Raw genomic sequence first — 12,980 nt, 5'->3', positions numbered from 1 at the left:
CGGCAACGCGACACAGGAGGACCACCATGGGAAAGATCGTCATCAGCGAGAACGTCACGCTCGACGGAGTCATCCAGGACCCCACCGGCGAGGACGGCCTCGGCCGCGGCAGCTGGTTCACCCGGATCAGTGACCAGGACCGCGAAGCGTGGGCCAAGGTCGAATTCGAGGAGGCGCTGGGCGCCGCGGCCCTCCTGATGGGCCGGCGGACCCACGCGTACTTCCTCACGCGCGGGTGGGCGTCCCGCGGTGGCGAGTGGGCGGACCGGTTGCGGAGCCTGCCCAAGTACGTCGTCTCCTCATCCGCGCTCGAGGGTGCCGGCTGGGGCGAACCCACCGTGCTGACGGGCGACGTGGCGCGGGCGGTCGCGAAGCTGAAGGAACAGGTCGACGGCGAAATCGTCGTCTACGGCAGCGGGCGGCTCGTGCACACGCTGCTCGAGCACGACCTCGCCGACGAGCTGCGGCTGATGACCTACCCGTTCGTGGTCGGCGCGGGCGGGAGGCTGTTCCCCGAGACCAGCGGCGTCAAGCCCGCGCGCCTGGTCGGCACCCGCACCGTCGGGGACAGCCTCGCGTTGCTGACCTACCGGCTCGTCCGGGACGCCTAGACCGGCTACCGGTCGGCCCGGAACGGCGTCACCGGCGCCTCGGGCTGACCGGCGAGCAGGCGGTCCACCAGGGCGGTGACCAGCTCACGGCGCTGCTGATCGGTGAGCAGGCCGGGCAGGGTCAGCCGCTCCATGATCAGCCAGTTCAGCGCCAGCCACAGCAGGACCACCATCGTGCCGTCGCCGGGCAGGCCGGACTTCTCGTGGTAGGCGACGTTCAGCTCCACGTCCGCGCGGATGCGGGCGGTCAGCACCTCCCGCAGCTCCGGCCGGCGGGCGGCCTCCAGCCGCAGTTCCAGCAGCGCCAGGAAACCCGTGGGGAACGCGGCCACGCGGTCCACGAGCCCGTGCATCAGCTCGGTGAGCCGGGCCCGGTCGCGCGGTCCCGCCAGACCGTCCGCGAGCACCGCCTCGTCGGTGAGCCGCTCGTACACGCGCTCACCGGCTTGCCGGAGGAGGTCGTCGCGGCTGGCGAAGTAGTTGGAGGCCGTGCCGGCCGGCACCCCGGCCTGCTGGTCGACCGCGCGGAAGGTGAGCCCGCGCGCGCCTTCGCGGGCCAGGACGTCGATCGAGGCGTCGAGCAGCGCCGCCCGCCGTTCGGGGTTGCGTCGGACCATGATGTTGACACCACTCCAGTCGTAGTACTACGGTTCGAACCACTTCAGGCAAAGTACTACATTCAGAGTGATTTCAATAGGGGGACATCCCATGCGCAAGCTCGTGTACTTCACCGGCGTCAGCATCGACGGCATGATCGCCGGCCCGGCCGGGGAGACCGATTTCCACCCGCTCGACCCGGACATGGTCGCCCACGTGCGGTCGGAGTTCCCGGAGACCATGCCGACCCACCTCCGGCCGCTCATCGGGATGGCCGTGGACACGCCGAACAAGCGGTACGACACGGTCATCATGGGCCGCGGCACCTACCAGGTCCCGCTGGACGAAGGGGTGACCAGTCCGTTCGCGCACCTGCGGCAGTACGTCGTGTCGCGGTCGCTCACCGAGGTCGCCGACCCGGCGGTCACGCTCGTGCCCGGCGACCCGCGGGCGCTGGCGCGGCAGCTCAAGGAGGAGGACGGCGGCCTGGACATCTGGCTGTGCGGCGGCGCCGAGCTGGCGGGGCAGCTGCTGCCGGAGATCGACGAACTGGTGATCAAGTCCTACCCCGTGATCGCCGGCGGCGGGCTGCCGATGTTCAGCGGCGGCTTCGCGCCGCGCGGGTTCACCCCGGTGGAAGTCCTGCCGTTCGGCCACGGCGGCGCGATCACCACGTACCGCCCGGCGAGCTGACCCGGTCGCCCCCTAAGGGGCTCGTGGAACCGCGCCGGCGGCGAGTAGACATCGAACGGCGAACCCGGTCCCGAGCCCCGAACGAGGAGATCACCATGGCCCCACGCCGATCGGCCATCCGTGGCCTGCTCCTCGCCCTGGTCGTGCTCTGCCTGGCGCCGGTTCCGGCCGTGGCGGCGGCGACCGGACCGCGCTACGCGGCCGCCGGGCTGCACCGGCCGGTCGAGCTGCTGGTCGACAAGTGGGGCGTACCGCACATCTACGCGGCCGACACCAGCGACCTCTTCTTCGCCCAGGGCTTCAACATCGCCCGTGACCGGCTGTTCCAGATCGACACCTGGCGCCGCCGCGGCCTCGGCGCGCTCAGCGAGGTGCTCGGTCCGTCCTATGTGGAGCAGGATCGGGCCGCCCGGCTGTTCCTCTACCGCGGCGACATGGACGCCGAGTGGGCGTCCTACGGCCCGGAGGGCAGGCTGGCCGCGACCCGGTTCGCCGAGGGCATCAACTCCTACGTCGACTGGCTGGGCCGCAACCCCTCCGCGCTCCCGCCGGAGTTCGGCAAGCTCGGCTACCAGCCCGCCCGCTGGCGTCCGCAGGACGTGGTGCGGATCCGCACGCACGCCATCGGGGAGAACCTGACGTGGGAGGTCGCCCGCGCGAAGCTGGTCTGCCAGGCCGGCCCCGGCGCGAGCCGCTACCTGCGCGGCCTGTATCCCACGCACGAGGCGGCGGTGCCCGCCGGGCTCGACCCGTGCTCGGTGCCGGACGACGTGCTGAAGGTGTACAGTCTCGCGACCGCCGCGGTTTCCTTCACCGGCAGCGGCTTCCAGACCGAGGACAGCCGGAACAAGGACATCGCCGACGCGACCTCCGGCAGCAACGCCTGGACGATCGGCCCGTCGCGGACCGCGTCGGGCCGGCCGATCGTGGCCAACGACCCGCACCGCCGCTCCGACTCGCTACCCTCGGGCCGGTACGTCGCGCAGCTGTCCGCGCCGGGGCTGAACCTGGCCGGCGCCGGCGAGCCGTGGAACCCGGGAATCGCCATCGGGCACAACGAAAGCGTCGCGTTCGGGCTGACCAACCTGCCGATCGACCAGACCGACCTGTACGTCTACGAGCTCGATCCGAACGACCACACGCGGTACCGCTACGGCACCGGCTGGGAGCGGCTGACCACGGTCACCGAGACCATCCCGGTCCGGGGCGGCGCGTCCGTCACCCGGGAGCTGACGTTCACCCGGCACGGCCCGGTCGTCAAGGTCGACGAGGCGGCGCACCGGGCGTTCGCGGTCCGCACGGCGTGGACGCAGCCGGGCAGCGCGGCCTACCTCGGCAGCCTGAACTACCAGCGGGCCGGGAACTTCGGCGAGTTCACCGCGGGCATGCGGACCTGGGCCACGCCGGGATCGAACCTGGCGTACGCCGACGTGCGCGGCAACATCGGGTACGTCCCGGCCGGCCTGACGCCGCGCCGCACCGGAGCCGGCTACGACGGCCTGCTGCCCGTGCCCGGCGACGGACGCTACGAGTGGAACGGCTTCCACGCGAACAGCGAGCTGCCCGGCCAGTACAACCCGGCATCCGGATTCTTCGCCTCGGCCAACGACTTCAACATCCCGCCGGGCCACCCGGTGGTCTCCAACTACGAATGGCAGCTGCCGTACCGCAAGCAGCGCATCGACGAGCTGATCAAGTCCCGCCCGAACGCGACCGTCGCCGATTCGCTCGCCCTGCAGAAGGACGAGAAGTCGTTGGTGGCCACCCAGCTTCTCGCCTTCGTGCGAGGACTGTCCTCATCGGACCCGGACACCGCGCGGGCGCTGGAGCTGCTGCGCGGGTACGACGGCGTCGCGTCGGTGGATTCGCCGGGTGCCGCGCTGTTCGAGACGTGGATCATGAAGTACCTGCACTACGCGTGGGCACACGCGGTGCTCCCCCAGGCTGCCGCGGACACGTTGGCGGGCACCATCAATCCCGAATTCAGCCTGGTCATCGCGTCCTTCGCGGACCCGGCGGGGTGGCTCGGCCCGGACGGCGCGGCGACGCGCGACAAGCTGATCCTGGACACGCTGCCGCTCGCGTTCCGCGACGTCGCCGGCAAGCTCGGGGCCGACCCGTCGACGTGGCGCTGGGGTTCGCTGCACTACCAGGAGTTCGTGCATCCGCTGGGCGGCCCGAACGTCGGCCCGAACCCGGTGGGCGGCTCGTACCACACGATCCACCCGTCCTTCTTCCATCCGCTGACCTACCAGCAGCTCAACGGCGCGACGTTCAAGATGGCCCTGGACGTCGGGAACTGGAACGGCTCGGCCGCGATCAACGCGCCCGGGCAGTCCGGCGACCCGCGGAGCCCGCACTACCGTGACCTCAACGCCCTTTGGGCCGCCGGCGGCTCGTTCCCCCTGCTGTACAGCCGGAGCGAGGTCGAACGCAACCTCGACGTCCGGATCCGGCTGGAGCCGGCCGCGGGGTGACCGGGGCGGCGACGCCGGGCCCCGCCGCTCAGGACGTCCGCTCGTGTTCGGCGAGAACGTCGATGAAGCTCTGGGGGACGTCGTCGCCGAACAAGCTCTCCAGGAGGACGGCCTCGTCGATCGGGGTCGCGCCGCGGATGAACATCTCCCGCTCGTATTCGGCGATGGCGGCCTCGACGTCACCCGGATGTGCGGCGAGGGCCTTGCCGAGTTCGGCGCCGTCCAGCATGGCCAGGTTGGCGCCTTCGCCGTTCGGGGCCATGAGGTGAGCCGCGTCGCCGACGAGGGTCGCTCCCGGCACGCGATCCCACCGGTGCCCGACCGGCAGGGTGTGGTGCGGGCGCAGGACCGGCGCGGTGTCGCCGCCGGTGATCAGGGCGACGAGTTCCGGGGCCCAGCCGTCGAATTCGCGCGCGATCCGCGCCCTGGCCGCGGCCGGATCGGTGAAGTCGATGGCGGCGAACCAGTCCAGCGGCTTCGTGAGCTGCACGTAGGTGTGCAGGGTGTCGCCGCTTTCCCGGTGCGCGTGGATCGCCCGGTCCGGGCTGGGCCCGTTCGCGAACATCGCCCCGCCGCCGACCGCTTTCGCGGTGGCGGGGTGGCGGGTGCCGGCGTCGAACAGGTAGGTCTCGACGAACGCCGTGCCGGCGTATTCGGGTGTGGCGTCGCTGAGCAGCGGCCGGACCCCCGACCACGCGCCGTCCGCGCCGACCAGCAGGCTCGTGACGACCGTGGAGCCGTCGGCGAAGGTCACCTCGTGGCGGCCCTCGCCGAGGGCGCGGACGCCGTCGGCCTGGTGGCCCCACCGGACGGTGCCGTCCGGGAGCGCGTCGAGCAGCATGCGGCGCAGCTCGCCGCGCAGCACTTCGGGGCGGCCGCCCGTGCCGTCGTCGGCCTTCTCGAACACGACGGCTCCGGTCCGGTCGAGGATCCGCATCGCCTGGCGGCCGTCCAGGACCAGGCCGCGGAACTCGTCCACCAGGCCGGCCGCCTCGATGGCGAGCTGCCCGTTGTAGTCGTGGATGTCGAGCATCCCGCCCTGCGTGCGCGCCATCGGGGACGGCTCCGCCTCGTGGACCACGGCCGCGATGCCGTGGACGTGCAGCACGCGGGCCAGCGTGAGCCCGCCGAGCCCGGCGCCGATGATCGTGACTGGGGTGTGCATGGAAGCTCCTTCGCGAGGGGATTCTGGAATTACGTTCCAGATCCTCACGCGGGCCGCTGGCAAGTGCCGCACACGGCACTGGCACGGGGCTGGCAGGCCGGGCCAGGAGCGGCCGCACCCGGTCAGGCGGTCTCGACGGCGAGGTCTTCGGGTGGCGCCCACAGCGGCGCGGCGTCCACGCGTCCGGGGTGCAGCCACCGGTGCCGGTCGGCGGTTTCCCGGGCGATCCGGAGAAATTCCCGGGGCTCGCGCCGGTGGTGGCGGCGACGGTCTCGGCCACGCCGCGGGCGGGACGCTGGTCTCGCCCACAGCCGTGAATGGCCCATTGAGGGACATAGAGGCCATTCACGGCCTTCCGTTGACCGCTTGCGCGGCAGAGGAATCCTTGACTACCCGGCCTCACCGGCTCACCTCGTGTCGAAGATGCTCGCCCCTGAGACGGGTTTGAACCGGGCTTGGAAGAACCGCAGGTGCCGCGGCTCGTAGGCGAAGGTCAGCCCGCACGCGATCCGGTCCCGGTCCCGGTGGACGGCGATGACGGTGTCGGCCACCAGGTCCATGTGCGCACGGGTGTAGACCCGGCGGGGAATCGCGAGCCGCAGGAGTTCCAGCTTCGGCAGGCGGTTCACTCCGGTGACCGGGTCCCGGCCGGCGGTGACGGCGCCGCGTTCGACGCCGCGGACGCCGGCTTCCAGGTAGATGGCGCAAGCCACCGTCTGGGCCGGGAAGTCGGTCCGGGGCACGTGCGGGAGCGCCGCGGCCGCGTCGATGCACACGCAGTGCCCGCCGATCGGCCGGGTGATCGGCACGCCCGCGCGGTCGAGGCGTTCGCCGAGGTATTCGACCTGGGCGACCCGGGCGCGGATGTGGTCCTCCTCGACCGATTCGGCGATGCCGACCGCGATGGCTTCCATGTCGCGGCCGGTCATCCCGCCGTAGGTGTGCAGTCCTTCGTAGACCAGGACGAGACCGCGGGCCTGCTCGGCGAGCACGGGGTCGCGCAGGGCGATCCAGCCGCCGATGTTGGCCAGCGAATCCTTCTTGGCGGACATCACCGCCCCGTCGGTCGGCGCGCACAAGGCCAGCAGGATCTCCGCGACCGAAGCACGCGCCCAGCCGGGTTCGCGTTGCTTGACCAGCCAGGCGTTTTCGACCGCGCGGGCGGTGTCGAGGAACACCGGGATCCCGTGGGCGTGCGCCAGCGCGCACGTCTCGGCCACGTTCGCGACGCTGATCGGCTGGCCGCCTGCCATGTTGACCGTCGCGGCGAGCGACACGTACGGGATCGCGTCGGCCCCGAACTCGGCGATGACCGCGCGCAGCTTGCCGAGATCGACGTCGCCCTTGAACGGATGCTCCGACTCGGCGTCGTGGGCTTCGTCGACGATCACGTCGTGGAACGTCGCGCCGTTGAGCTCCTGGTGGGCGCGGGTGCTGGGGAAGTACATGTTCCCCGGGACGTGCGTGCCGGGGCGGATCAGGCAGCGGGACAGGATGTTCTCGCCGCCGCGGCCCTGGTGCACCGGGATGACGTGCTCGTAGCCGTAGAAGGCGCGCACGGCCTCTTCGAAGACGTAGAAGCTGCGCGCGCCCGCGTAGGCTTCGTCGCCGCGCATCAGCGCCGACCACTGCCGGTCCGACATCGCGTTGGTGCCGGAGTCGGTGAACAGGTCGACGTAGACGTCTTCGGAGCGCAGCAGGCACGGGTTCCATCCCGCCTCGCGCAGCGCCTCCTCGCGGTCGTCGCGGGTGGTGGTCCGCAGCGGCTCGACCATCTTGATGCGCCAGGGTTCCGGTGGGTAGACGGGCATGTCACACTTCCTCGCGTTGCTGGGTCAGCCGGGTGAGCAGGGGGCCGGTCATCGCCGTGGTCACCAGCGCCATCACGACCATCGCGGTGTAGAACGCGCTGTCGATGACGCCCAGGCCGAGCCCGATGCTGACGAAGACCAGTTCGGTGACGCCGCGGGTGTTCATCAGCGCGGCGAACACCCCGGCCGGCCGGGGGGACACGCCGGCGAGCCGGGCGCCCAGGTAGGCGCCGCCGCCCTTGCCGGCCACGGCGACGACGACGATCGCGGCGGTTTCGACGGCCAGGGCGGCGTCGAGGCCGCCGAGTTCGACGGCCCGCCCGACGAGCACGAAGTACAGCGGCACCAGCAGCGCCCCGGCGGGCGTGACCAGCCCGGCCGGGTCGATCGCCGGGACGGCGTGGCCGAGCGCGGCACCGGCGAAGAACGCCCCGATCGCCGGGTGCAGCCCCGCCGCGGCCGTCACCGCCGCGGCCGCGCAGGCCAGCGCGACCAGCACCGCCGTCGCCGAGGACCGGGACTGCCGGGCGATCCAGCGGCGGAACCGGGACCGGCTGAGGACCGGCAGCGCGGTCATCGCCGCCATGGCCGCCAGCGGCGCTGTCATCGACCGGCCGTGCAGCGACGCGGCGGCGATGGCGAGCAGCGTCCACGCGGCGACGTCCGTGACGGCGGCGGCGCTCAGCGCCCGTTGTCCGGCGATGTCGTCGAGCAGGCCGCGTTCGGCCAGGATCCGGGCCAGCACCGGCAACGCCGTCACCGCCATCGCGGCCGCGACGAACACCACGAACGGTCCCGGACCGGCGGGGGCGTGCCGCCGGGCCAGCCACACCGCCAGCGCCGCGCCCAGCGCCAGTGGCACGAGCAGGGCGCCCAGCGCCGGGACCACGGCCGCCTTCAACCGGGTGGCGGTCATCGCCGGGGCCAGGTGGGCACCGGCGGCGAACAGGAACAGCACCAGACCCAGCTGGGCGATCGCCGAGAGCGCGGACTCCACCGGCGCCGGCAGGACGCGACCCGCCGGCGCGAGCGCCACACCGCACAGGATTTCGCCGAGCACCGCGGGCTGCCCCAGCGCGGCCGTCAGCCGGCCCGCCAGCCGCGCGAGGCCCAGCAGCACGGCAAGGGCGGCGAACAGGACGGCGAACTCAGGCATCGGGCACCTGCCAGCGACGGCCGTCGGCCGAGGACGCGAGGCCGCCGGGGAACATCGGCGGCTCGTCGCCGGCGGCTTCGCCGTGCAACCCGCGCAGCTGAAGCTGGACGCCTTCGCCGAGGACCTCGCCGAAGGCGTCGAAGTCGCTCGAGGACACCCCGCCGACGAGGTCGACGAACGCGGTGCGGTCGTCGCCGTGGTGGGCGGTCACGCGGTGCGCGTGCCGGTAGTAGGACCGCTGGTCGGCCTCCAGCCGGTAGAAGCCACGCAGGAAGTCCCGGAACAGCCCGAACTCGCGGCGGTAGCGGGCGTCGAACTCGGCGAAGCAGCGGTCCTCGGGAACCAGGCCGGCGAGGGTGCTGTTGATCGACCGCGCGGCCAGCAGCGCGCTGTAGGTGGCCAGGTGGACGCCGGAGGAGAACACCGGGTCGATGAAGCAGGCGGCGTCGCCGACCAGGACCATCCCCGGGCTGTGCAGCTCCGTCCGGTCGTAGGAGTAGTCCTTGCGCACCCGCAGCCGGTCGTACGGCGGCTCGGTGGCGCGCCGGGCGTCGCAGAGCAGCTTGCCGATCAGCGGGCAGTCCGCGATCAGGCCGCGCAACGCCGTCTCGGGGTCTCCCTGCACCCGGGCCGCGGCGTCGTGCCGGACGACCGCGCCGACGCTGGTCAGGCTCGCCGACAACGGGATGTACCAGAACCAGCCGGCCTCGAACGCCGCGCACAGGATGTTGCCCGAGTCCGGTTCGGGCAGCCGGTCGCCGCCGAGGAAATAGCCGAACAACGCCACGTTCCGGAACTCCGCGGAGTACTCGCGGGCGCCGCCGACGGCGTGGTGCAGGCGGCTGGTGTGCCCGGAGGCGTCGACGACGAACCGGGCCGTCGCCACCCGTTCACGGCCGGTCTCGTCGAGGTAGCGGACGCCGGCGATCCGGCCGTCCGTCCGGATCGTGCCGGTCACCCGGTGTCCTTCCCGGACGTCGGCGCCGAGACGGCGGGCGTTGCGCAGCAGGATCGTGTCGAACCGGGTGCGTTCCACCTGGTAGGCGTAGGAGGTCGGGCCGGCCATCCGGTCGGACGCGGCGAAGGAGAACGTCCACGGTTCGGGGCTGCTGCCCCACCGGAACATGCCGCCGCGTTTGCGGACGAACCCGGCGCGTTCGATTTCCTCGCGCACCCCGAGCAGCGCGCAGATCCCGTGCACGGTCGCCGGGAGCAGTGACTCCCCGATCTGGTAGCGCGGCAGGTGTTCCCGCTCCAGCAGCAGGACGCGGTGGCCGTCGGCCGCGATCAGCCCGGCCGCGGTCGACCCACCGGGCCCGCCACCGGCGACGATGACGTCGAAGTCGGTCATCACTGCCTCCCTTCAGTACTGTCCGAATTGTTCAAACTGTTCGAGCTGTCGGGGACGAGGTCCGCCAGCCGGCCGACGGTGCGGCGGCGCAGGACGTCCTGCAGCGAGCACGGCACGCCGCGGGCCCGCAGGCGCGCCGCCAGCGCCGCGGCGGACAGGCTGTGCCCGCCGAGGGCGAAGAAATCGCTGTCCGCGGCCACCGGGTCGAACTGGGAGAGCCCGAGCTGGCTCCGGAACGCCGCCGCCACCACGGACTCGGCCGGGGTCAGCCGGCGCGGCGCGATCCGGACGGCGGCGCGGTCGACCTTGCCGGTGCGGCCGACGGGCAGCGCGTCGACCTCGACGACCGTCGCGGGCACGAGGTATCCGGGCAGCGTTTCGGCGAGCCGGCCGCGCAGGCCACGCAGGTCGCGCAGGTCATCATCGGGGCCGGCGTCGGGGACGACGTACGCCACCAGGCGCAGGTGGTCGCCGGCGCCTTCGCCGCGGACCATGGCCTGCCGCACGCCGGGCAGCGCGAGCAGGGCGTGCTCGGCCTCGGCCGGTTCGACCCGGTGGCCGCGGATCTTGACCTGGTCGTCGAGCCGGCCCAGCCAGCGCAGGGTGCCGTCGGGTTCGCAGCGGCACCGGTCGCCGGTGCGGTACCAGCGCTGGGGCGCGGCCCCGAACCGGGCGGACGTCAGCGCCGCGTCGCCGAGGTAGCCCAGCGCGAGTGACGCCCCGCCGACGAGGAGCTCGCCGGGCTCCCCGACCGGCACCGGCCGCAGCCGCGGGTCCACGACCTGGACGCTGGTGTTGGCGATCGGCCGTCCGATCGCGGGCGTGTCCTGCTCCCCCACCCGGCAGAAGGTGGTGAAGACGGTGCATTCGGTCGGGCCGTACAGGTTCACCGCCACGAGGTCCGGTGTCGCCCGCAGCCGGGACCACAGCGCCGGCGCGACCGCCTCACCGCCCATGAGCAGCATCCGCGGACGTCCGTCCCCGGCGAGCAGTCCCGCGTCGACGAGTCCCGCGAGCTGCGCCGGGACGGCTTCCACCACCGACAGCCGCCGCTCGCGGACGAACCGGACACAACGCTCGGGATCGGTGCGGACGTCCTCCGGCACCAGGTGGACCTCGTGCCCGCCGAGCATCCACAGCAGCGGGTCCCACGACGCGTCGAACGCCAGCGGCAGGCCGTGCGCCACCCGCCACGGCTCGCGGCCGGCCGGGAACAGCCGCGCGGCGAGTTCGCCGTACAGGTTGACCAGGCTCCGGTGCCCCACCACGACGCCTTTGGGACGTCCGGTGGAGCCGGACGTGTAGATCACGTACGCCGGGTTCCCGGCGCCGGCCGGTGCGGCCGTGTGCTCGGGGCGGCGGGCCAGTTCGTTCATCCAGTTCTCCGGGGACAGCACCACGTCCGCGCCGTCGGCGAGGTCGGCGATGTCGGTGAGCAGCACCGCGGGGCGGGCGTCGGCGAGGATCAGCGCGCGCCGGGCCGGGGGGAGCGTGGGATCCAGCGGCAGATAGGTGGCGCCGGTCTTCGCGACGGCGAGCGGAGCGAGCACCGCCCGCACGGACCGGGTCATCGCGCAGGCGACCACCGAGCCCGGCCGCGCCCCGGCCGCGCGCAGCACGTCGGCCAGCCGTCCGCTCCACCGGCGCAGGTCGGCGAAGCTCCACGAGACGTCGTCGGCGACCAAGGCCGTCCGCTCCGGGAACGCGCGTGCCCGCAGTTCGAACAGCTCCTGCCAGCCGACGCCGGGGATGAACCGCCGCTCGCCCTCGACGACGGACGGCCTGTCGTCAGCCATCACAAACCCCTGCCGCGACGAGATTCCGCTCGACCTGCCGCATCGACGTCCAGAACTCCGCGCCCCGGCCCGGCGCCAGCAGCCCGAGGTGACCGCCCGGCACCGTCGCGGCCAGGAACGGGCCGGTCGTCCACGTCCGCCACGCCTCGGTCGCGTCCTCCGTCCCGACGGGATCGGCCGCACCGCGCAACGCGGCGAGCGGGCAGCGCAGCGCCGTCGTGGCGGGACCCGGGTACGCGGCGGTCAGCTCGACGTCACGGCGCAGCAGATCCCGGGCGTAGGCCCACACTTCGAAGGAGGCACGATTCCCCTGTCCTGGCACGAATCCTTCGCCACCCAGCACCTCGGCCAGGGTCTCCTCGCCGAGCCGGGCGTACCGCCCGCGGACCCGCCGCTGCGGCGCCGGCGTCCCGATGACCACGACGGCCGCGGGCACCACGCCACCGTGGGCGTGGAGCCGCTGGGCCAGCTCCACCGCGAGGAACGCGCCCATGCTGAACCCGACCAGGACCGTCCGCCCCACCGGCGCCGGTGCGGCGAGGAGCTCGGCCGTCAGCTGCTCGGCGAGCTCCTCCAGCGAGCCGGGCAGCGGGATGTCCCACCGGTCGCCCCGGCCCGGGTACTCCACCCCCCAGATCTCGACGGGAGCGGCGGCGGCGATCTCCCGGAGCATGCCGACGGTGCCCCCGGCCGGCGGCAGGCACAGATAGCGGCAGCCGTTGCCGGAACGGTCCCCCCGGACCAAGGATCTGATGGCAGAGGGCATGATTAATCCTTCGAAGAATGACTGATTGTTCCGCTTTCCATCAGGAAACGGAATTGACAATTTTACGTATTCGATAAGGGCCGGAAGACGCTCCTGTGCGTCATTCCGGCTGCTTGCTCAGTGACCCGCCGGGCGCACGCCCGAGGTCATGATCCACCACGGCCGATGCCGGCCATGCCGACGGGCTCAGCCCGTCTCACCCCCGGACGTCCCTCCACAAGGGACACGCAAGGTCGAAGCCGACCAAGCTGTTCACCGCCGTCACCCATGTCGATCATCCGTCCGAGTACCCATGTCGATCATCCGTCCGAGTCGAAAGATACGGCTCGGTGGGTCCATTTGTCGAAACGGTTTGATCGCAACGCCGGAAGATCACTCGATGGACTCCGGACAATCCCCCTGTGGGGTGACATTCTTGAGAAGAAGGCCCGTCGCCCGCCTGCCACCCGACCCTGGACGACGGCTTTGTCGCCCAACGAGGCGACCGTCCCGCTCGGGCACCGCACGGTGACGACGGCCGCGCTCTCGAGATCGGACTGTCCACCGAGGACATCGTT

At 72.4% G+C, this 12,980-nt stretch carries 10 protein-coding genes; 3 read left to right on the top strand and 7 right to left on the bottom strand.

Annotation, left to right across the window (positions count from 1 at the left end):
* The first annotated feature begins 26 nt into the window (after positions 1–26).
* Positions 27–611, top strand: a complete 585-nt coding sequence (locus tag AB0M82_RS33935; protein WP_364730840.1) for a dihydrofolate reductase family protein — start codon at positions 27–29, stop codon at positions 609–611.
* A 5-nt stretch (positions 612–616) separates the two neighbouring features.
* Here the strand turns inward: AB0M82_RS33935 and AB0M82_RS33930 are convergent, their stop codons facing one another.
* Positions 617–1,228, bottom strand: a complete 612-nt coding sequence (locus AB0M82_RS33930; RefSeq protein WP_364730837.1) for a TetR family transcriptional regulator — start codon at positions 1,226–1,228, stop codon at positions 617–619.
* Between the two features lie 91 nt (positions 1,229–1,319).
* Here AB0M82_RS33930 and AB0M82_RS33925 point away from each other — a divergent pair, with 91 nt between their 5' ends.
* Together AB0M82_RS33925 and AB0M82_RS33920 are read left to right on the top strand one after the other, a co-directional pair.
* Positions 1,320–1,901 (top strand): dihydrofolate reductase family protein, encoded by a 582-nt coding sequence (locus tag AB0M82_RS33925; RefSeq protein WP_364730834.1) that lies wholly within the window; start codon positions 1,320–1,322, stop codon positions 1,899–1,901.
* A 95-nt stretch (positions 1,902–1,996) separates the two neighbouring features.
* Positions 1,997–4,378, top strand: a complete 2,382-nt coding sequence (locus AB0M82_RS33920) for a penicillin acylase family protein (RefSeq protein WP_364730832.1) — start codon at positions 1,997–1,999, stop codon at positions 4,376–4,378.
* A gap of 28 nt (positions 4,379–4,406) precedes the next feature.
* On the opposite strand, the gene AB0M82_RS33915 is transcribed toward AB0M82_RS33920, so the two are convergent.
* The 6 genes from AB0M82_RS33915 to AB0M82_RS33890 form a co-directional block, all read right to left on the bottom strand.
* A complete protein-coding gene (locus AB0M82_RS33915) occupies positions 4,407–5,543 on the bottom strand; it encodes an NAD(P)/FAD-dependent oxidoreductase (RefSeq protein ID WP_364730830.1) in 1,137 nt (378 codons plus the stop codon).
* Between the two features lie 407 nt (positions 5,544–5,950).
* A complete protein-coding gene (locus AB0M82_RS33910; RefSeq protein WP_364730828.1) occupies positions 5,951–7,354 on the bottom strand; it encodes a tryptophanase in 1,404 nt (467 codons plus the stop codon).
* Position 7,355: 1 nt separating this feature from the next.
* A complete protein-coding gene (locus tag AB0M82_RS33905; protein ID WP_364730825.1) occupies positions 7,356–8,510 on the bottom strand; it encodes a cation:proton antiporter in 1,155 nt (384 codons plus the stop codon).
* Positions 8,503–9,861, bottom strand: coding sequence for a tryptophan 7-halogenase (locus tag AB0M82_RS33900; RefSeq protein ID WP_364730823.1), 1,359 nt, complete (start codon positions 9,859–9,861; stop codon positions 8,503–8,505). Before AB0M82_RS33900 ends, AB0M82_RS33905 begins: the two co-directional genes overlap by 8 nt.
* Entirely contained in the window at positions 9,861–11,657 is a 1,797-nt protein-coding gene (locus tag AB0M82_RS33895; protein WP_364730820.1) for an amino acid adenylation domain-containing protein, read from the bottom strand. The genes AB0M82_RS33900 and AB0M82_RS33895 overlap by 1 nt, the downstream gene beginning before the upstream one ends.
* Positions 11,650–12,423: an alpha/beta fold hydrolase gene (locus AB0M82_RS33890; RefSeq protein ID WP_364730818.1), complete on the bottom strand. Its 774-nt coding sequence runs from the start codon at positions 12,421–12,423 to the stop codon at positions 11,650–11,652. Before AB0M82_RS33890 ends, AB0M82_RS33895 begins: the two co-directional genes overlap by 8 nt.
* Between the last annotated feature and the right edge of the window lie 557 nt (positions 12,424–12,980).

The organism is Amycolatopsis sp. NPDC051128 (assembly GCF_040682715.1).
GTDB lineage: Bacteria > Actinomycetota > Actinomycetes > Mycobacteriales > Pseudonocardiaceae > Amycolatopsis.
Note: the sequence above shows the minus strand (reverse complement) of the source record. Positions and strands in the feature narration are given on the sequence as shown.

Coding starts and splice junctions, on each gene's coding strand:
- AB0M82_RS33935 (WP_364730840.1), top strand. CDS start 27: ATGGGAAAGATCGTCATCAGCGAGAACGTCACGCTCGACGGAGTCATC.
- AB0M82_RS33930 (WP_364730837.1), bottom strand. CDS start 1,228: ATGGTCCGACGCAACCCCGAACGGCGGGCGGCGCTGCTCGACGCCTCG.
- AB0M82_RS33925 (WP_364730834.1), top strand. CDS start 1,320: ATGCGCAAGCTCGTGTACTTCACCGGCGTCAGCATCGACGGCATGATC.
- AB0M82_RS33920 (WP_364730832.1), top strand. CDS start 1,997: ATGGCCCCACGCCGATCGGCCATCCGTGGCCTGCTCCTCGCCCTGGTC.
- AB0M82_RS33915 (WP_364730830.1), bottom strand. CDS start 5,543: ATGCACACCCCAGTCACGATCATCGGCGCCGGGCTCGGCGGGCTCACG.
- AB0M82_RS33910 (WP_364730828.1), bottom strand. CDS start 7,354: ATGCCCGTCTACCCACCGGAACCCTGGCGCATCAAGATGGTCGAGCCG.
- AB0M82_RS33905 (WP_364730825.1), bottom strand. CDS start 8,510: ATGCCTGAGTTCGCCGTCCTGTTCGCCGCCCTTGCCGTGCTGCTGGGC.
- AB0M82_RS33900 (WP_364730823.1), bottom strand. CDS start 9,861: ATGACCGACTTCGACGTCATCGTCGCCGGTGGCGGGCCCGGTGGGTCG.
- AB0M82_RS33895 (WP_364730820.1), bottom strand. CDS start 11,657: ATGGCTGACGACAGGCCGTCCGTCGTCGAGGGCGAGCGGCGGTTCATC.
- AB0M82_RS33890 (WP_364730818.1), bottom strand. CDS start 12,423: ATGCCCTCTGCCATCAGATCCTTGGTCCGGGGGGACCGTTCCGGCAAC.